Source organism: Rhodococcus jostii RHA1 (assembly GCF_000014565.1).
GTDB classification, from domain to species: domain Bacteria; phylum Actinomycetota; class Actinomycetes; order Mycobacteriales; family Mycobacteriaceae; genus Rhodococcus_F; species Rhodococcus_F jostii_A.
Genome location: NC_008268.1, coordinates 3,116,908 through 3,133,885, shown reverse-complemented (window position 1 = coordinate 3,133,885; position 16,978 = coordinate 3,116,908). Strand labels below are relative to the sequence as shown.

The window sequence follows — 16,978 nt, the reverse complement described above, 5'->3', positions numbered from 1 at the left end:
TCGCGCGGATGCTCCGCCGAGATCACAGTCCGACGGCGGTCTCGAGGAGATCGAGTTCGGCGTCGAGTTGATCGAGCATGGGGTGCAGATCCGGGACGGTGCGGCGGCAGCCGGTGAGGCCGAATACGATCTGGTCGTCGCTGCTGGTGCACGTGATGTTGAGTGCCTGCCCGGTGGTGGGGATCGAGAGCGGGTAGAGGGATTCGAGTCGGGCCCCGTTCCAGTACAACGGGGTTCGGGGGCCGGCGACGTTGGAGATGACGACGTTGAACGGTGGCCGCAGCGGACCGCGGCGGCCGAGGAACATCTCGACTCCGAGCGGGGCGGCGCCGAGGGCGCTCATTGCGAGCACCTGGGCGGGACTCATCGCCTGGAGGGCGGCCTTGCCCTCGTTCATGCAGTTGCGGACGGTCTCGAGGCGGTGCGCGGGGTCGGGGAGGTGGGTGGCCAGGTTGCACATGAGCACTCCCACCCGATTGCCGCCGGCCCCGGTATTCGGCGCGCGGAGGGAGACGGGGACCATCGCGATCAGGGGGTTGTCCGGCAACGCGTCGCGGGTGTGCAGGTAGGCCCGGAGGGTGCCCGCGCACATCGTCAGCACGATGTCGTTGATGGTGGCGTCGGCGTGCTTGGCCAGCAGGCGGATCCGTTCGAGGGGGAAGGACCGGGCGGCGACGTGCCTGGCTCCGCTGATCGGCACGTTGAACAGGGTGTGCGGTGCGGTCAGCGACACCGCACCACCCTTGCCGTGCAGGGCACGATCCACGGTGTTGACCGCCGCGGGCAGGAGTCCGGCCATCTCGCCGACCGCCGCGCGGGCGGCGTCCCACGCCATCGCGGGCAGTGCGGAGCCGAGCCCGCCCGAAACCGCGACGCCCGCGTCCGGCACGGCCGCCAGCGGGTTGCGGGGTTGCCACGGTGTGGGCATGTTCCGACGGTGGGGGTCCTCGCTCATGCTGTCTCGGAGCAGCCTCATCGCGGATGCCCCGTCGGCGAGGGCGTGGTGGATCTTGGTGTAGATCGCGTAGCGGCCGTCGGCGAGTCCCTCGATCAGGTGCATCTCCCACAGGGGGCGGCTGCGGTCGAGCAGGGTGCCGTGCAGCCTCGACACCAGGGTCATCAGTTCGGTCATTCCACCCGGCTGAGGCAGGGCGTCGCGGCGCACGTGGTGTTCCAGGTCGACCTCGTGGTGCGGGAGGGTGTCCCAGCCCCACTGGCCGAACGAGGTCACCGAGCGGCGGGCCCGCTTGCGGAACGGCGCCGCCACCTGGTCACCGACCAGCGCGGCATCGAACATCGCGCGCACATCGGCCGCGGACGCCCCCTCGGGTGGCGTGAACACTGCCAGGCCGCCGACGTGCATCGGATGCTCGCGGGACTCGCCGAGCAGAAACAGTGAATCGGTCGGTGCCATCGGCAACAGCATGTGGTGTCCTTACCGTTCCCGAACCCGGATCCACCTGCGCGGATCCGCTCCCCCCGGAACTGTTGTTCATGTCTGTGTAGTGGTGTCGCAAAGTAACGTTTAGATGTGGTTCATATCACAAACCGGTCTCGCTGTTTATGTTCTACAGCACAGTCACGCTTTCCGCCACATGCACAGATGTCCAACAGGACGAATGCCGACAGTTCTTTCGTTCCGGGGCTGTCGGCGGCGCTCAGAGTTCGATGTACAGGAAGTTGTCGGCCCAATTCGTCTCGCCGCTGGTCGTCGCGAAGTAGAAGATTCGCTCCGAGAATCCGCAATCGAAGTATTCGGCGATCTTCGATTCGCCGGGGGCGAGCGCGCCGAGGTTCGTGCTCGGGTAGGTGAGCGGCGTGTGGACCGTCACCCCGGGGGCGGTCCCGTCGCCCTCGTTCGTGACACGCACGGCGCACGCGTTGACCCCCTCGGCGTTCGCCTGCGTGATCACGAGGTCGGGTCCGTCGCCGAGGGAGCCGAACGGGGCGGCGGACGCCGTTGCCGCCCCCGCAGTCATCAGTCCCGCGATCATGATCCCCGCCACTGCCGTACGTCGAAAATTGCGCATGGGTGTGCCCTTCCTCGGTCGTGTGGATTGCCCCGATCCGTACGCCACTGCAGGTCACCCGCACCGTCGTGCCGTGACTCTCAGCGCAGCCGGATTCAGTACCAGTAGCGTCGGCCGCCGATGCTTCGTCCGCTGACGCCGAGAAGCAGCAATCCCAGCCCGATCGCTGCGATGACGAGTCCGACGATCCACATCGCCGAAATCTTGACGATGAACCCCACGAGAATCAGAACGACTCCGATGGCGATCATGATTGGCTCCTCTGTTCGATGGACGGGTCGGGGATTTCGTCTCTGCGGTGGTTCGGAAGCCGGCTCGCGGGAATGAGTGCGGTGGTGGCGACCGCACCGGCATCGGCCATGGGATTCATCGGGCTGCCGTCGTGGAGTTCGAGCGCCACGACCGAATTGAATGCCAGCCCGGTGACCTCGGCCACGCAGATGCCGAGCAGGGTGGGATCCACCGGGTTCACCCCCTGGTGACCGATCATCGGCGTGATTGTGGTCAGTCGAGCCGAATGCTATCCCACGACTGCGCTTCCCGCGGATCTTTCGCTGGGCGAAGTAGCGGACCGGACCAGGGGAAGCCGGCTCAATACACGTTGATCTTCGTGTCGCTGGGGATGTGCGGACGATCGGTGGTGAGCGTGACCTCGACGCGCCCGGATCCCGTCGCGAGGTGTGTCCACGGCTCCGCCGGGAAGTCGATCACCCCTCCACTGACCTCGGCGGACCACGATCCTGCAGCGCCGGTCTCCAGGTTGCGCCAGTGCAGCGTTGCGGACACCGAGCACAGCACGCCAGGCGTCGTCGAGATACCGACGAACGTCGCGTTCAGTCGAACGTAGACCAGCCCGGGCAGGCTGTCCGTAGCAACGGTGACTCCTCCGATTCGGCCGCCACAGGCAATTCCGTGAGCGACGGTCGCGGTGTCTGGAATGTTCACCCATCGGTCTCGAGTCTGATCCGCCGCAGCCGGGGCGGCGGCACCGAACAATCCGGCCAGCACCAGTCCACTGACCGCGATCGACTTGCCAAGCGTAAGAAGAGACATGGTGCTCCAGATCTGCGGGCTCGTCATGGTTTGATCGAGTTATGACCGAGAAGAATGGGATTCCCACCGTCGTGACCGTCGGCCGCATCATCGCGGCCCCGGCGCGGACGGTCTTCGAACTGATTGCCGACCCGGCACAACAGCCGCGTTGGGATGGCAACGACAACCTGGCCGAGGCCGCCGCCGGGCAGCGGGTACGCGCCGTCGGCGACGTGTTCACCATGACGCTCACCACCGGCGGCATCCGCGACAACCACGTGGTGGAGTTCGAGGAGGGGCAACTGATTGCCTGGCTGCCCTCGGTGCAGGGTCTTCAGCCGCCGGGGCATCTGTGGCGCTGGGAACTCGACCGACTCGACGAGGCGCACGTCCGCGTCACGCATACCTACGACTGGTCGCGATTGACCGACGAGAAACGCCTCGAGCGGGCCCGGGCCACCACGTCGGACAGGCTTTTGGCCTCTGTCGACAGGCTTGCCGAACTCGCCGAGGCGAACGGCCCCTCGCCTGACCTGTAGGCGAGGGGCGTCCGACGTCACCGTCCGGGCACCACGGAAATCGTTCCCTGGCAGACGGCGTTCTGCGAGTTGACGAACCACCATCCCGCGCCGGTCTGGACGGTCACGGTGAACGAGACTGTCCCGGTTCCCGTCCAGGTTCGGTTGATCGGGATGCCGGGCTTCTGCTGCCAGGCCGCCTCGTCGCTGACGCTGTGTCCGGTCGCACCGGTTGTCGTGTTGTGCCAGTCGACCGACACCCTCGTGCCGTACCAGTTGACGCCGATGCTCGGGATGAGACCGCCGGGCGGCGTCGGCAGTTCGTTGCCGCCGCTCAGCAGAATTGCCGGCTCCAGCGCAGACCCACCCGGTCGCAGCGACTCCCCGGACGCGGCGTTGATGGTCCACGTGAACGGCGGTGCCCAGACGAGGGGATTCGCACTCGAGCACGTCATGGTCGTCGATGTCGGTGGTGCTGGCTGAGCACTCGCAACAGCGCCTCCTCCGGTCGCCACCGCGGTTCCCAGTCCGACAGCGGTGAGTGCCGCAGCACAGACCCGTCGTCCCAGCTGCTTGTTCATGAGCGCTCCATTCCTTCGTTACCACGAGAATTGAGACGTCCGTCGCCCCCCATTCCATTTCGGAAGCGGGACAGGATCTGTTACAAATCGTGCGAACTGGACCGCCACTCACGCTGCTTCATTCGGCAATTGACGCTGCCCGAACGGAACGGAGGACTACGTTTCGACAGCAGTGGAGGGGGAGTAGGCGGCGGGCTGTAATCCGCCGATGCCCAACATCGACGGCGGCTACCGGCGCAACGAGAATGCCGATCTGGGCATACAACGTGCAGGGCAGGTCGACGAACTCCGCGTAGGCGGCAGCAGAGGCTCGACCATCTCGCCGGATAGCAACTCCCTCAACGCATTCGGCACCTATCCGAGGTGCTCACCTCGGTCGACGGTTGTCAGGGCCTGTCGATCCGAGGCTGGGACGGGTGACCTGCCAGACACTTCTCGACCCAGACCAGTCACACCTCCTTCTCGTCTACACCGCCATCCCCGGCAGCGAAAGCCACGAAAACTACAGCTTCTCTCCGTGACCCCAACCCATCCCGCAGACGCACCCGAACGCGTGACTGACAGTCCCGGTCGACCGAGTGGGACTACCGCGGTGTCTGGATCTACAACGCGTTGTGACATCGACCCCGGTGAGGCGGAACGGCGGAACGTAGCGAAGTGAGTGTCCACGGCCTCCGGATCGGCGAGAATTGGTGCCGTGCGAGTTCCGGTCGGTTAACTACCAGCTGGCCACACGACGAGGCATTGTCCCGAGCGACAGGGGGTATCGAGCATGGTGCATCCAACGGAGCGGTGCCGCGTGCGAAGGGTCGGCAGTGGCGCGCCTCTCGCCATCCTCGCGATCATCCTGGCCGGCGTCCTGTTCGCGGGTGGGTGTGGGCAGCAGGACACGCAGTCCGATGCCGAATCGCAGCAGGACGCGACGACATCCGAGGCGATCCTGTTGCCTCAGGAGATTCTGGTGGGGTTGGACGTCGTCCAGACGTACTTCCCGGAGATAGAACAACAGACGGCGACGAGTGAGAACTCCACTGCTTCCGGTACTCCCGACGCGACGCGAATGGTGATCTACGAAGGGGGCGGTAGAAGGGTGACCGTCTCCGTCGATCGATATCCCAGCGTCGACGCAGCCGCGACCGCATTCGAGCAAGCGATCGACAACAGCGAAGTCGTCCCGGGGTTCGTGGCGCTACCGGCGCCGGCCGACGTCGGCGACAAGGCATTCGCCGGCTCCGTGACCCAGGGAGAGGACACGCATATCGGGTACGGCGCGCTCGCCGGCGAGTACGTGATCGGGGTGACCTCGGCCGGCTATCCGGCGACCACCGAGAACGTCGAGAAACTGGCCGGTCTCACACGCGACGCGGTCGAGAAGGCAACGGCATAGGGAAGAACGCGCGACACCACCCTCGCGGCGCCAACACCGCGTCAGGATTGCGGCCATCGGAGTCATGGTGCCGTCAAGAAGGGCCGCGTCCTCGCGTGGCGGGGGTAGATCTGGAACTGAATCCCCGAGGAGGTTCCGATGACGCTTCATCTTCCCCACCCGTTCGTGCACGAGCAGCCGCGGCAGAACATCGTGCTCGACCTCTCGGCGCTCGGCCCGGGCATCGAGGACGCGCTGCGTGAGGTGATGGAACAGCCACAACTGCGGCTGATCGGTTTCCGCTGCACACTCGGCCCCGGGGCGGTCGACGAGGCGATCGGGCTGATGGAACAGGTCCGGCGCGACTATGGGGTGATCCTGACGGAACTGGTCCTCCATGGCGCAGACGGTGTCGATCTGCGGGAGGTCGTCGACGAGGCCCTGGACGAGGCGTGCGCCCGCAATCGGTATCCCCGCCCGAGCGTCGTGTTCACCGGGCACGCGGCAGAGCCGGGACTCCGCGCCTTGACGAAATCTTGACGCCCTCACCCCTTGCGCCCGATTGAACGCGCGTTTAGCGTATTAAACATGCGTTCAACCAGTGCCGGTTCCGAGGTCCCGCAACCCGATCTGACCACGCGTGCCCGAGTGCGCGACGCGGCCATCACGGTGTTCGGCAATCACGGTTTCAGTACCGGAGTGCGGGCGATCGCCACCGCCGCCGGGGTGTCACCCGGTCTGGTGATCCACCATTTCGGCTCGAAGGACGGCCTGCGCGCCGAATGCGACGAGCATGTCCTGCGGATCATTCGGGAGCAGAAGGCGGAGGCGATTTCGACGCCCGGACCGGCGGGCGCCATGCACGCCCTCGCCGAGATCGAACAGTACGCCCCGCTCGTCGCGTACATCGTGCGCAGTTTCCAGGCAGGTGGAGGACTCGGCGAATCCCTCTTCGAGCACATGGTCGAAGACACCGAGCAGTATCTCGCGATGGGCGTGGCGGCCGGAACTGTCCGGCCCAGCCGCAACCCGAAGGCGCGGGCGCGCTACCTCACCCTCTACAACGTGGGTGCCATGCTGCTCTACCTGCAGATGCGTGCCGACAAGGAAACTCCGCTCGATTACGCCACGGCCATCCGCGACCTCGCCACCGACGTCACGCTGCCCGCCCTCGAGATGTACACCGAGGGCCTGTTGCCGGATTCGTCGACCCTCGAGGCGTATCTGGCCACCGAAGACGGTGCCGCGCAGGCGGGCGCTGCACCCGCAGAACATACCGACTCCCCGAACTAGGAGCAGCTATGAGTGCGATCATCGAAGTGCGCAACCTGGTGAAGACGTTCGGACGAACCCGGGCGTTGGACGGACTCGACCTCGAGGTCGGCGAAGGGGAGGTGCACGGGTTCCTCGGGCCGAACGGCGCCGGCAAATCCACCACCATCCGCGTCCTCCTCGGCAGCCTGCACTCCGACAGCGGTGAGGCCACCGTGTTCGGCCGCGACCCGTGGCGCGACGCCGTCGCCCTGCACCTCGACATGGCGTACGTCCCCGGCGACGTGACCCTGTGGCCGTCGTTGTCCGGCGGCGAGACCATCGACCTCCTCGCCCGGATGCGCGGCGGACTGGACGAGACCCGCAAGCAGGATCTGATCGAGCGTTTCGACCTCGACCCGCGGAAGAAGGGTCGGGCGTATTCGAAGGGCAACCGTCAGAAGGTGGCATTGGTGTCGGCGTTCTCGTCCGACGCTCGCCTGCTGCTGCTCGACGAACCGACGTCGGGCCTGGATCCATTGATGGAACAGGTTTTCCGTGAGTGCGTCGCCGAGGCCCGCGACCGCGGTGTGACGGTGCTGCTGTCCAGTCACATCCTGTCGGAGGTGGAGGCGCTGTGCGAGCGGGTCACCATCATCCGGGCCGGACGGACGGTCGAATCCGGAACCCTGGCGTCGATGCGGCATCTCAGCCGTACGTCGATCACCGCCGAACTTCTCGGTGACCCCGGCGATCTGAGCCGCATCGACGGCGTGGCGGACATCGAGTTCGACGGGGCTACGCTGCACTGCCAGGTCGACAGCGAACATCTCGGCGAGCTCATCCGGGTGCTCGGCGACACCGGGGTACGCAGCCTCGTCAGTCAGCCGCCGACCCTCGAAGAACTCTTCCTGCGGCACTACGAGATCGACGACGGCACGACCACGTCGTCCGACGCGGTGGAGAAGGTGCGGGCATGAGTACCGCAACGGTGTCCCGGTACCGGCCCGTGGAGCCGGCGCCGGTGTCTTCCTCGGATTTTACGGGGACACTGCACTTTCTGCGGTTGTTCCTGCGCCGGGATCGGATCGCGCTGCCGCTGTGGATCCTGATCTTCGCGTTCGCGCCCGCGCTGTACGTCGCGAGCATCGCCGACATCTACACCTCCGACGCCCAGTTGGCGGAGTTCGCGGCCACCACGGCGGCCAGCCCCGCGCAGATCGCCATGTACGGGCCGATCTTCAACTCCAGCCTCGGCTCGGTGGGTGTCTGGAAGGCCGGTATCTACTACACGCTGATCGGGCTGGTGGTGATTCTGACGGTCATCCGGCACACCCGCGCGGAGGAGGAGACCGGCCGGGCGGAGCTTCTCGACTCGACCTCCGTCGGACGGTACTCGGGCCTGACCGCGGCGCTGCTCCTCGCCGGCGGCGCCTCCGTCGTCACCGGGATCCTGTGTGCGGCAGCGTTGCTCGCCCGGGACCTTCCGGTGGGCGGTTCGGTCGCGTTCGGGACGTCGCTGGCCTGCTCCGGTCTGGTGTTCACGGCGGTCGCCGCCGTTGCGGCGCAGGTGAGTACCGGCGCCCGTGTCGCGCGCGGCGTCGCGTTGACGGTGCTCGGGATCGCGTTCGCGTTGCGCGCGGTCGGTGATGCCGGGTCCGGCACCCTGTCGTGGTTCTCACCGCTCGGCTGGGGCCTGCAGATCCGTCCGTATGCCGACGAACGCTGGTGGGTGGTCGTCCCCAGCCTCGTCACGGCACTCGTACTCACCTGGGCGGCATACGCTCTCCTGCGCCGACGCGATGTCGGCGCCGGTCTGATCGCCGAACGCCCCGGCCCCACGGACGCGTCGCCGGCGCTCGCCGGCACGCTGGGACTGGCGTGGCGGATGCACCGCGGCACACTCGCGGCCTGGACGGCCGGGCTCGGTCTGTACGGCCTGCTCATCGGCAGCGCCGCGAAGGGGATCGGTGGCCAGGTCGGCGACAGCCAGACGATCCGGGACATCATCACCCGGATGGGCGGCTCGCAGTCGCTGGAGGAATCGTTCATCGGTTACGCGTTCACCATGCTCGCGGTCGCCGCCGCGGCCTACGCGATCTCCGCGTCGTTGCGGCTGTATTCCGAGGAGAACGCCCAGCGTCTCGAACCCGTTACGGCCGGTTCCGTCGGCCGCGTCCGGTGGGCATCGAGCCACATCCTGTTCGCCATGCTCGGACCTGCGGTCGCGATGATCGTGGCCGGAGTGGCCGCCGGACTCACGTACGGTGCATCCATCGACGACGTGGGGGGAGCCCTGCCCGACGTGATCGGGGCGGCGCTCGTGCAACTTCCCGCGATCTGGATGCTCGCCGGCGTGACGGTCCTCCTGTTCGGTGTGGTCCCGCGGTTCACGCCGGTGGCCTGGGGTGTGCTCGTCGCGTTCCTCTTGATCTTCATGGTCGGGTCGATCGCGCAGTTCCCGCAGGCGGTGCTGAATCTGGAGCCGTTCAGCCACGCCCCGAAGCTGCCGGGTGGGCAGTTCGAGGCGACGCCGATCGTGTGGCTGCTCCTGATCACGGTGGTGCTGATCGTGGTGGGCGTGGCGGCGTTCCGGCGGCGCGACCTGCGCTGAGCGCCGGTCGGTGTGCACACTGAAGGCATGGCACGTGTGCACACCGGCGAGTCCGTCCTGGCCCGGACGGTGCGGATAGTCGAATCGTTCCGTTCGGACGATTCGCTGCTCACGGTGTCCGAGATCGCGCGACGGTCCGGTCTCCACATCTCCACGACGTCGCGGTTGATCGACGAACTGGTGGGGTGCGGCTGGCTCGAGCGTGAGGACCGGAAGGTGCGGATCGGGGTCCGCCTGTGGGAGGTCGTGTCGCGGGCGTCCCCGACCCTCGGGCTCAGGGAAGCGGCGATGCCGTTCATGGAGGACCTGCACGCCGTCGTCGGGCAGCACACTCAGCTCGGTGTCCTCGAGGGCGACGAGGTGTTGTTCATCGAGCGGCTCACGGCACCGGGCGCCGTGGTCAACTACACGCGCATCGCGGGTCGGATGCCGCTCCACGTGTCCTCGTCCGGGCTGGTCCTGCTCGCGCACGGACCGGCGGAGCTGCAGGAGCGCATACTGAGCGAGCCGTTGAAGGTCTACACCGACAACACGATTCGCACCGCACGACAGCTGCGAGGAGTGCTCGCCGACGTCCGCCGGCACGGCTACATCCTCTGCGCCGGACACCTCTACCCGGACACCACGGGCGTCGCGGTCCCGGTGCGGGACGGCCACGGCAAGGTGGTCGCCGCGCTGTCGGTCATCGTGCCGAACGACGAGAAGGCGTACGCGCAGATCCCCGCGCTGCAGGCGGCCGCGAAGGGCATCACCCGCGTGATGGCGGCGGCGTCGACGTGAGGCAAGCCCAGGTGGCAGATTCCCACGGATTTGCCGGAATCCGACGCAATTGCGCGGGCGGCTGACCAATGTCTGTGACACTGTGCGCGGTGGACTATCCGCCCCGCCCGTGCCACGGTGGAAACGGAACCACTTCTCCCAGAAAGCGCAGCATCATGGAAAGCACCTCGCAACCCAGCCCCCGGGAATGCCCGGACTGCCACGCGCTCACCGCGGACCTCGAGGCACATAAACTCTGGCACTCGCGGCTCGTCCACGACATCGCCACCGCCGTCGACAAAGACATCAGCCGAAGGGCGCACACCGCCTAACTCAGCCGGCGGACACGGTGACCACGAGCTTCCCGCGAACCTGACCGTCGACGAGCCGCCGGAGTGCGGTGGCGGCCTCGCTCAACGAGTACGTCCGGTCGATGACGGGTGTGACGTCGCCGGACTCGACGAGGTCGCGGAGCACGAGCAGGTCGTTACCGTCCTCCTTCGAGACGAACACGCACAGTGTCTGACTCACGAAGGGGGACAGCGCGAGTGCGCGCAGCTGGCGATCGGTGCCGCCCAGCCACCGTCCGTCGGTTTCGCCGCCGACGATGACGAGTCGGCCGCGCGGGGTGAGGACACGACGCAGGCGGGAAAGGGACGAGTTGCCGCCGATGTCGAGGACGACGTCGTAGCGCCGCCCGAGTCGGGTGAAGTCTTCGCGTGTGTAGTCGACGACGTGGTCGGCTCCGATCGACCGGACCAGGTCGACTTTCGCGGTGCTGCACACGCCCGTGACCTCCGCCCCGTACGCCTTGGCCACCTGCACGGCGAACGTGCCGACGCCGCCGGACGCGCCGATGATGAGCACCGCCTGCCCCGCCGTGACCCTGCCGTGGTCGCGCACACCCTGCAGCGCCGTCAGCCCGGAGATCGCGATCGCCGCGGCTTGCACGAACGTCAGATCGGCGGGCTTGTGCGCGAGCTTTGCCGCCGGTGCGCACGCGTACTCCGCGAAGGTTCCGGCGCCGATGCCGAACACGTCGTCGCCGGGGCGGAATCCCGTGACGTCGCGACCGATCGCTTCGACGCGTCCGGCCAGATCCATCCCAGGAACAGCGGCCTTGGGCCGGCGGAGGCCGTAGCCCGCGAGGCGCAACGGATATGGGAGACCGGTCACGAGGTGTGCCACACCGCGATCGACACCCGCCGCGTGCACTCGGACCAGCACCTCGTCGTCGGCGGGAACCGGTCTTTCGACGTCCCGCAGCTCGAGGACCTCGGGCGGGCCGTAGACGTCCTGGGCGACGGCCTTCATGCGGCTGTCGGCGTGGGTCGGTGACTCCATGTCGGACTCCATTCGGATGGCGGATCGGCCGTCTGCTTAGAGCGTACGCTTACAATGTAAACTAGTGCTTACAACGTAAACTATGCCGGTGGAGAATGTGCGATGACGGCCGAGACCGACCCGAAGGCAGAACCCCGCGTCCCCCTGACCAGGGAGCGCGTCCTGAACGCCGCCGTCGCCCTCGCCGACGACAGCGGCGTCGAGGCACTCACGATGCGCCGGATCGCGGAGACGCTCGGGGTGGAGGCGATGTCGTTGTACCGGCACGTGAAGAACAAGGACGACCTCCTCGACGGCATGGTGGACGTCGTCTTCGGCGAGATCGACCTGCCGCCGAACGGTCGCGACTGGAAGTCCGCGATGCGCCGGCGCGCTATCTCCGTACGGGACGTGCTCGCACGGCACCGCTGGGCCACCGTCCTGATGGAATCGCGGACAACCCCCGGCCCCGCGACGCTCCGGCACCATGACGCGGTGCTGGGCATTCTGCGGGCAGCGGGATTCTCCATCGAGTCTGCCGCGCATGCATTCTCGGCCCTGGACAGCTACATCTACGGCTTCGCGATGCAGGAGACGAGCCTGCCGTTCGGCTCCTCCGACGAGCTCACCGACGTGGCGGAATCGATCCTCGGCAGCGTCCCGGCCGACGAGTACCCCCACCTCACCGAGTTCGTGAGGCAGCACGCCATGGCACCCGGATACGACTTCGGTGACGAGTACGAATACGGACTCGACCTGATTCTCGACGGACTCGAGCGGGCAGGCGGACCGTCTCTGCCCAGTTGAGTGACCCCGGTTACATCTCGACTTTCAACTATTGAAAATGATCTGGCGGCTCACCCCCGGCTCGGAAGATCCTCGAACAAACGCCAGAACGAGGAGTCGAGATGCCACAGAACCCGGTTTCTTCCGGTGCGCCAGCGAACGCGGCGCTACAGGTTGTCGCCAAAGAGGTTGTCGCGGAAAGTGTTGTCGCGCTGACCTTGCGTCACCCCGACGGACGGCGCCTGCCCGACTGGGCACCGGGGGCCCACATCGACCTGTTGCTCCCGAACGGGCTGACGCGGCAGTACTCGCTGTGCGGCGACCGGTGGGACGCGTACAGCTACCGGGTCGGGGTGCTGCGGGAACCGGCGGGCCGGGGCGGGTCGGCGTACGTCCACGACGTACTCGCGGAGGGTGATCTCGTCGGGGTCGGCGGTCCGCGCAACAACTTCCCGCTCGTCCCCGCACCGAGGTACCTGTTCATCGCCGGCGGTATCGGGATCACCCCGCTGCTGCCGATGGTCCGTCAGGCGGAGCTGATGGGAATCGACTGGCAACTCCTGTACGGCGGCCGCACCCGCACGTCCATGGCGTTCCGGGACGAACTCGCCGCCTACGGCGACCGGGTGTCCGTCGTGCCTCGCGACGAGCAGGGCCACCTCGACCTGTCGGCGCATCTCGCCGCGGAGGCCGCCGACGCGAAGGTCTACGTGTGCGGGCCCGGACCACTCCTCGCCGCCGTCGAAAACTGTTGCACGGACTGGCCCGTCGGCACGCTGAGGACCGAACGCTTCGTGCCGAAGGACAACGGCGTACCGCTGCGCGACGAACCGTTCGAGGTCGAACTCGCGCGCTCCGGCCTCGCGGTGACGGTGACGCCCGGCGCCAGCGTCCTCGACGCCGTGCAGGCGGCCGGGGTCGACGTTCTGTCCTCGTGCCGCGAGGGCACGTGCGGGACCTGCGAAACCACCGTCCTCGCCGGCGCCCCCGACCACCGCGATTCGGTCCTCGACGACGAGGAGCGGTCCGCCGGCGACTGCATGCTCATCTGCGTCTCCCGGTCCTGCTCCGACCGCCTCGTGCTCGACCTCTGACACACCCACCCGAAGGGACTCACCGTGACGATGTTCGCCCCCGCTCCCGCGTTGCCCGTCAGCGACGCCGACCCGTTCGCCCTCGATGTCCTGCAGGACCCGTTGCCGTTCCAGGCAAATCTGCGGGACGCCGGCCCCGTCGTGTACCTGCGGCGGTACGACGTCTTCGCGCTGGGCCGCTACGAGCAGGTCCATGCCGCGCTGACCGACTGGCAGTCGTTCCAATCCGCTGCCGGGGTCGGCCTGAGCAACTTCCGGTACGAGACCCCGTGGCGTCCGCCGAGCATCCTGCTCGAGGCCGACCCGCCGCATCACGACGCTCCGCGGGCGGTGCTGAGCAAGATTCTGGGCCCCCGCGCGCTGCAGAAACTCAGGGCAGCGTGGATTCAGGATGCGGAGGCCCTCGTCGACCAGTTGCTCGCGAACACAACCGAATTCGACGCGGTCACCGACCTCGCCGCCGCGTTCCCGCTGCGGGTCTTTCCGGATGCCGTCGGCATTCCCGACGCCGGACGGGAGAACCTGCTGCCGTACGGGGACCATGCATTCAACGCGTTCGGTCCCGCCAACGGTCTGGTGGAGAAAGGGGCGCCGCGGGTGGCCGAACTGTCCGGCTGGGTCAACGCGCAGTGCGCCCGCGACGCGCTCACCGGCGACGGTTTCGGTGCGCAGATCTGGGCGGCGGCGGACCGCGGCGACATCACGTACGAGCAGGCGCCGCTCGTCGTGCGCTCGTTGCTGACGGCGGGGGTGGACACCACGGTCAACGGACTCGCGGCCGTGCTCTACGCGTTCGCGACGCATCCGGACCAGTGGGCGAGGCTGCGCGAGAACCGCACGCTGGCCCGGACGGCGTTCGACGAGGCGGTCCGGTGGGAGTCGCCGGTCCAGACGTTCTTCCGCACCGCCACCCGCGACACCGAGATCGGCGGCGCGACCATCCCGGACGGCAAGAAGATCCTGATGTTCCTCGGCGCCGCGAACCGGGATCCCCGCCGGTGGGAGAACCCGGAAGTATTCGATCTCGGCCGCAACCCGTCGGGGCACGTGGGGTACGGGATGGGAATTCACCAGTGCGTCGGCCAGCACGTCGCCCGGCTCGAATCGGAGGCGCTCCTGACGGCACTGGCCTCGCGGGTGCACTCACTGGAGATTGCCGGGCCGGTTCACCGGCACCTCAACAACACGCTGCGGTCGTGGGAATCCGTGCCGGTCAAGGTGCGGCTGCCCTAGGCGCGAAAACCATACGTACGTATGTATTGGCACGGCGGAAAGTCGCACGAATCCGACGGTCCCACCGATACGATGCTCCCGACCCGGCCGCCACGGAGAGAGGGACCATGGACACTCGTTCGTCCGCATCCACCGCGCTCACCACCGAGGAGAAGGCCTCGCTCACCAGCGGTGAGAACTTCTGGGAGACAAAGGCGCTCGACCGGGTGGGTGTCCCCTCGATCTACATCACCGACGGCCCACACGGAGTGCGGAAGCAGACCGGCGGCGGCGACCACCTCGGCATCGGCGACAGCGTACCCGCGACGGGCTTCCCGCCGGCGGTCGCGCTGGGTTCGACCTGGGACCCGGACCTGCTCGAGACGGTCGGTCGGGCCCTCGGTGACGAGGCGAAAGCCGAGGGCGTCGGGGTCCTGCTGGGGCCGGGTATCAACATCAAGCGTTCACCGCTCTGCGGCCGCAACTTCGAGTACCTGTCCGAAGACCCGATTCTGAGCGGCCGGCTCGGTGCCGCCCTCGTCGACGGACTGCAGGGACGGGGGATCGGTGCGTCGCTGAAGCATTTCGCCGCCAACAACCAGGAGACCGACCGGCTCCGGGTGAGCGCCGACATCGACGCGCGGCCCCTGTGCGAGATCTACCTGCGCGGGTTCCGGCACGTGGTCGAGCACGCGGCTCCGTGGACGGTGATGTGCTCGTACAACCGCATCAACGGCGTCTACGCGTCGGAGAACCGGTGGCTACTCACCGACGTCCTCCGCGGCGAATGGGGTTTCGACGGGCTCGTCGTCTCCGACTGGGGTGCCGTGTCGAATCGGGTTGCCGCGCTCTCCGCCGGGCTCGATCTCGAGATGCCGTCGACGAACGGGGTCACCGACGCCCAGATCGTCGCCGCGGTCGAGTCCGGTGCCCTCGCGCAGTCCGCACTCGACACTGCGGCGGAAAGGGTGCTCGCGCTGGTCGAGAAGGTGCGGTCGAACTTCGATCCCTCCGCCGACTACGACCGCGACGCCCACCACGCCCTCGCCCGTGACGTCGCCGGCCGCAGTGTCGTGCTGCTGAAGAACGACGGAATCCTTCCGCTCGATCCCGCAGCGAACACGAGGATCGCGGTGATCGGCGAGTTCGCACGCACTCCGCGCTATCAGGGTGCGGGCAGTTCGCAGGTCGTCCCGACCCGCCTCGACAACGCTCTCGACGAGATTCGGACGATCGCCGTCGGCCCCGAGATCACGTTCGCGCCCGGATACTCACTCGATGAATCCGGCAGCGCGACAGGTCTACTGGTCGACGAGGCGGTGTCGCTGGCCGCCTCCGCCGATGTCGCCGTCGTGTTCCTCGGGCTCCCCGCGGAGGACGAGTCGGAGGGATTCGACCGGGAACACATCGAACTGCCCGCGGCGCAGACCGAACTGCTCGACGCGGTGCTCGCGGCCAACCCGCGCGTCGTCGTCGTGTTGTCCAACGGCAGCGTCGTGCGACTGTCGGGTCGGGCCGGGCGAGTCCCCGCGATCGTGGAGGGCTGGCTCCTCGGTCAGGCCGGTGGGGGAGCCGTCGCCGACGTGCTCTCCGGGGTGGTCAACCCGTCGGGCCGGCTGGCCGAGACGATTCCCGTTCGACTCGAGGACACCCCGGCGTACCTCGACTTCCCGGGCGAGGCGGGCCACGTGCGGTACGGGGAAGGCCTGTTCGTCGGCTACCGGTATTACGACAGTCGAGACGTGGCGGTGAGTTTCCCTTTCGGGCATGGCCTTTCGTACACGAGCTTCGACTATTCCGCCCCCACCGCGACACGGACCGCCGCCGGAGTCGAGGTTGCGCTGACGGTCACGAACACCGGGCCCCGGGACGGACGTGAGGTGGTCCAGGTGTACGTCGGTGTCCCCGGTTCGGCAGTGGCCAGGCCGGTTCGCGAGCTGAAAGGTTTCGCGAACGTCGACATCGCGGCCGGTGCGAGCGAATGCGTCCGGATCCCGATTCCGTTCGAGGACCTGGCGTACTTCGATGCGGCGCTGTCGCGGTGGGTCGTCGAAGGCGGCGACTATCGGGTGTGGGTCGGCGCCTCGTCGCGGGACCTGCGCGGGGAGGTGGTCGTGACGGTCGAGGGTGACGCACCCCTTCCGGTGCTCACGGCGGAGTCCACGATCGGTGAATGGCTGGCGCATCCGGTGGGGAGTGAGATTCTCGGGGCGGCGCTGGCGCAGACCGCCGGGTCGGGCGTGTTCGACGACCCGTCACTGCTGCGCATGGCCGCGTCGATGCCGCTGAACCGCGTCGCGGCATTCCCCGGCAGCCCGATCGGCACCGAGCAGTTGGATGCCTTGGTCCGGCGCGCCGAACGGCCGCCGCGGGTGATGACCGATCATGCCCGCGGCGGCCGTTCGTAGCGGC

General features: G+C 67.7%; 18 protein-coding genes. 11 read left to right on the top strand and 7 right to left on the bottom strand.

The genetic code is table 11. The features are described from left to right. Positions 1-22: 22 nt before the first annotated feature. The 5 genes from RHA1_RS14430 to RHA1_RS14415 all read right to left on the bottom strand — a co-directional run bounded on the left by RHA1_RS14430 (position 23) and on the right by RHA1_RS14415 (position 3,083). Positions 23-1,426 (bottom strand): WS/DGAT/MGAT family O-acyltransferase, encoded by a 1,404-nt coding sequence (locus RHA1_RS14430; protein WP_011595642.1) that lies wholly within the window; start codon positions 1,424-1,426, stop codon positions 23-25. Between the two features lie 232 nt (positions 1,427-1,658). Then, positions 1,659-2,030, bottom strand: a complete 372-nt coding sequence (locus RHA1_RS14425; protein WP_011595641.1) for a hypothetical protein — start codon at positions 2,028-2,030, stop codon at positions 1,659-1,661. 95 nt (positions 2,031-2,125) lie between these two features. Beyond that, positions 2,126-2,281 (bottom strand): hypothetical protein, encoded by a 156-nt coding sequence (locus RHA1_RS50465; RefSeq protein WP_011595640.1) that lies wholly within the window; start codon positions 2,279-2,281, stop codon positions 2,126-2,128. After that, positions 2,278-2,520 carry a glutaminase gene (locus RHA1_RS14420; protein ID WP_050787302.1) on the bottom strand — a complete coding sequence of 81 codons (243 nt, stop codon included), beginning with the start codon at positions 2,518-2,520 and terminating at the stop codon, positions 2,278-2,280. The genes RHA1_RS50465 and RHA1_RS14420 overlap by 4 nt, the downstream gene beginning before the upstream one ends. 101 nt (positions 2,521-2,621) lie before the next feature. Next, positions 2,622-3,083, bottom strand: a complete 462-nt coding sequence (locus RHA1_RS14415) for a hypothetical protein (RefSeq protein WP_237724053.1) — start codon at positions 3,081-3,083, stop codon at positions 2,622-2,624. A 41-nt stretch (positions 3,084-3,124) separates the two neighbouring features. Between RHA1_RS14415 and RHA1_RS14410 the strand changes: the two genes are divergently transcribed. Beyond that, entirely contained in the window at positions 3,125-3,601 is a 477-nt protein-coding gene (locus RHA1_RS14410) for an SRPBCC family protein (RefSeq protein WP_011595637.1), read from the top strand. A 17-nt stretch (positions 3,602-3,618) separates the two neighbouring features. On the opposite strand, the gene RHA1_RS14405 is transcribed toward RHA1_RS14410, so the two are convergent. Next, the gene (locus RHA1_RS14405; protein WP_011595636.1) at positions 3,619-4,161 is read right to left on the bottom strand and encodes a hypothetical protein; all 543 of its coding nucleotides are present in this window, start codon (positions 4,159-4,161) and stop codon (positions 3,619-3,621) included. 772 nt (positions 4,162-4,933) lie between these two features. Here RHA1_RS14405 and RHA1_RS14400 point away from each other — a divergent pair. From RHA1_RS14400 to RHA1_RS14375, 6 genes are all read left to right on the top strand, one after another. Beyond that, positions 4,934-5,548 (top strand): hypothetical protein, encoded by a 615-nt coding sequence (locus tag RHA1_RS14400; RefSeq protein WP_011595634.1) that lies wholly within the window; start codon positions 4,934-4,936, stop codon positions 5,546-5,548. A 138-nt stretch (positions 5,549-5,686) separates the two neighbouring features. Continuing rightward, positions 5,687-6,067: a hypothetical protein gene (locus RHA1_RS14395; protein ID WP_011595633.1), complete on the top strand. Its 381-nt coding sequence runs from the start codon at positions 5,687-5,689 to the stop codon at positions 6,065-6,067. Positions 6,068-6,115: 48 nt separating this feature from the next. Beyond that, positions 6,116-6,820, top strand: a complete 705-nt coding sequence (locus tag RHA1_RS14390; RefSeq protein ID WP_009475714.1) for a TetR/AcrR family transcriptional regulator — start codon at positions 6,116-6,118, stop codon at positions 6,818-6,820. Between the two features lie 8 nt (positions 6,821-6,828). Further along, positions 6,829-7,758 (top strand): ABC transporter ATP-binding protein, encoded by a 930-nt coding sequence (locus RHA1_RS14385; RefSeq protein ID WP_009475713.1) that lies wholly within the window; start codon positions 6,829-6,831, stop codon positions 7,756-7,758. Continuing rightward, on the top strand, positions 7,755-9,392 hold the full coding sequence (locus RHA1_RS14380) for an ABC transporter permease (protein WP_011595632.1): 1,638 nt from the start codon (positions 7,755-7,757) through the stop codon (positions 9,390-9,392). The genes RHA1_RS14385 and RHA1_RS14380 overlap by 4 nt, the downstream gene beginning before the upstream one ends. Before the next feature lie 27 nt (positions 9,393-9,419). Next, positions 9,420-10,172: an IclR family transcriptional regulator gene (locus tag RHA1_RS14375; RefSeq protein ID WP_011595631.1), complete on the top strand. Its 753-nt coding sequence runs from the start codon at positions 9,420-9,422 to the stop codon at positions 10,170-10,172. A 312-nt stretch (positions 10,173-10,484) separates the two neighbouring features. On the opposite strand, the gene RHA1_RS14370 is transcribed toward RHA1_RS14375, so the two are convergent. Then, entirely contained in the window at positions 10,485-11,495 is a 1,011-nt protein-coding gene (locus RHA1_RS14370; protein ID WP_011595629.1) for an NAD(P)-dependent alcohol dehydrogenase, read from the bottom strand. Between the two features lie 102 nt (positions 11,496-11,597). On the opposite strand from RHA1_RS14370, the gene RHA1_RS14365 reads away from it, so the two are divergent. The 4 genes from RHA1_RS14365 to RHA1_RS14350 all read left to right on the top strand — a co-directional run bounded on the left by RHA1_RS14365 (position 11,598) and on the right by RHA1_RS14350 (position 16,974). Then, positions 11,598-12,281 carry a TetR/AcrR family transcriptional regulator C-terminal domain-containing protein gene (locus tag RHA1_RS14365; RefSeq protein ID WP_011595628.1) on the top strand — a complete coding sequence of 228 codons (684 nt, stop codon included), beginning with the start codon at positions 11,598-11,600 and terminating at the stop codon, positions 12,279-12,281. Between the two features lie 101 nt (positions 12,282-12,382). Then, the gene (locus tag RHA1_RS14360; protein WP_011595627.1) at positions 12,383-13,354 is read left to right on the top strand and encodes a PDR/VanB family oxidoreductase; all 972 of its coding nucleotides are present in this window, start codon (positions 12,383-12,385) and stop codon (positions 13,352-13,354) included. Positions 13,355-13,384: 30 nt separating this feature from the next. After that, complete coding sequence (locus RHA1_RS14355) at positions 13,385-14,587, top strand: cytochrome P450 (RefSeq protein ID WP_011595626.1); 1,203 nt, start codon at positions 13,385-13,387, stop codon at positions 14,585-14,587. Between the two features lie 107 nt (positions 14,588-14,694). Continuing rightward, positions 14,695-16,974: a glycoside hydrolase family 3 C-terminal domain-containing protein gene (locus tag RHA1_RS14350; protein ID WP_011595625.1), complete on the top strand. Its 2,280-nt coding sequence runs from the start codon at positions 14,695-14,697 to the stop codon at positions 16,972-16,974. Positions 16,975-16,978 lie beyond the last annotated feature (4 nt).

What these genes read in the sequence shown, in the direction of transcription:
- RHA1_RS14395 (WP_011595633.1), top strand. Translation starts at nt 5,687, where the DNA reads ATGACGCTTCATCTTCCCCACCCGTTCGTGCACGAGCAGCCGCGGCAG.
- RHA1_RS14350 (WP_011595625.1), top strand. Translation starts at nt 14,695, where the DNA reads ATGGACACTCGTTCGTCCGCATCCACCGCGCTCACCACCGAGGAGAAG.
- RHA1_RS14410 (WP_011595637.1), top strand. Translation starts at nt 3,125, where the DNA reads ATGACCGAGAAGAATGGGATTCCCACCGTCGTGACCGTCGGCCGCATC.
- RHA1_RS14360 (WP_011595627.1), top strand. Translation starts at nt 12,383, where the DNA reads ATGCCACAGAACCCGGTTTCTTCCGGTGCGCCAGCGAACGCGGCGCTA.
- RHA1_RS14380 (WP_011595632.1), top strand. Translation starts at nt 7,755, where the DNA reads ATGAGTACCGCAACGGTGTCCCGGTACCGGCCCGTGGAGCCGGCGCCG.
- RHA1_RS14405 (WP_011595636.1), bottom strand. Translation starts at nt 4,161, where the DNA reads ATGAACAAGCAGCTGGGACGACGGGTCTGTGCTGCGGCACTCACCGCT.
- RHA1_RS14385 (WP_009475713.1), top strand. Translation starts at nt 6,829, where the DNA reads ATGAGTGCGATCATCGAAGTGCGCAACCTGGTGAAGACGTTCGGACGA.
- RHA1_RS14365 (WP_011595628.1), top strand. Translation starts at nt 11,598, where the DNA reads ATGACGGCCGAGACCGACCCGAAGGCAGAACCCCGCGTCCCCCTGACC.
- RHA1_RS14420 (WP_050787302.1), bottom strand. Translation starts at nt 2,520, where the DNA reads ATGATCGGTCACCAGGGGGTGAACCCGGTGGATCCCACCCTGCTCGGC.
- RHA1_RS14415 (WP_237724053.1), bottom strand. Translation starts at nt 3,083, where the DNA reads ATGTCTCTTCTTACGCTTGGCAAGTCGATCGCGGTCAGTGGACTGGTG.
- RHA1_RS14430 (WP_011595642.1), bottom strand. Translation starts at nt 1,426, where the DNA reads ATGCTGTTGCCGATGGCACCGACCGATTCACTGTTTCTGCTCGGCGAG.
- RHA1_RS14390 (WP_009475714.1), top strand. Translation starts at nt 6,116, where the DNA reads ATGCGTTCAACCAGTGCCGGTTCCGAGGTCCCGCAACCCGATCTGACC.
- RHA1_RS14400 (WP_011595634.1), top strand. Translation starts at nt 4,934, where the DNA reads ATGGTGCATCCAACGGAGCGGTGCCGCGTGCGAAGGGTCGGCAGTGGC.
- RHA1_RS14425 (WP_011595641.1), bottom strand. Translation starts at nt 2,030, where the DNA reads ATGCGCAATTTTCGACGTACGGCAGTGGCGGGGATCATGATCGCGGGA.
- RHA1_RS14375 (WP_011595631.1), top strand. Translation starts at nt 9,420, where the DNA reads ATGGCACGTGTGCACACCGGCGAGTCCGTCCTGGCCCGGACGGTGCGG.
- RHA1_RS50465 (WP_011595640.1), bottom strand. Translation starts at nt 2,281, where the DNA reads ATGATCGCCATCGGAGTCGTTCTGATTCTCGTGGGGTTCATCGTCAAG.
- RHA1_RS14355 (WP_011595626.1), top strand. Translation starts at nt 13,385, where the DNA reads ATGTTCGCCCCCGCTCCCGCGTTGCCCGTCAGCGACGCCGACCCGTTC.
- RHA1_RS14370 (WP_011595629.1), bottom strand. Translation starts at nt 11,495, where the DNA reads ATGGAGTCACCGACCCACGCCGACAGCCGCATGAAGGCCGTCGCCCAG.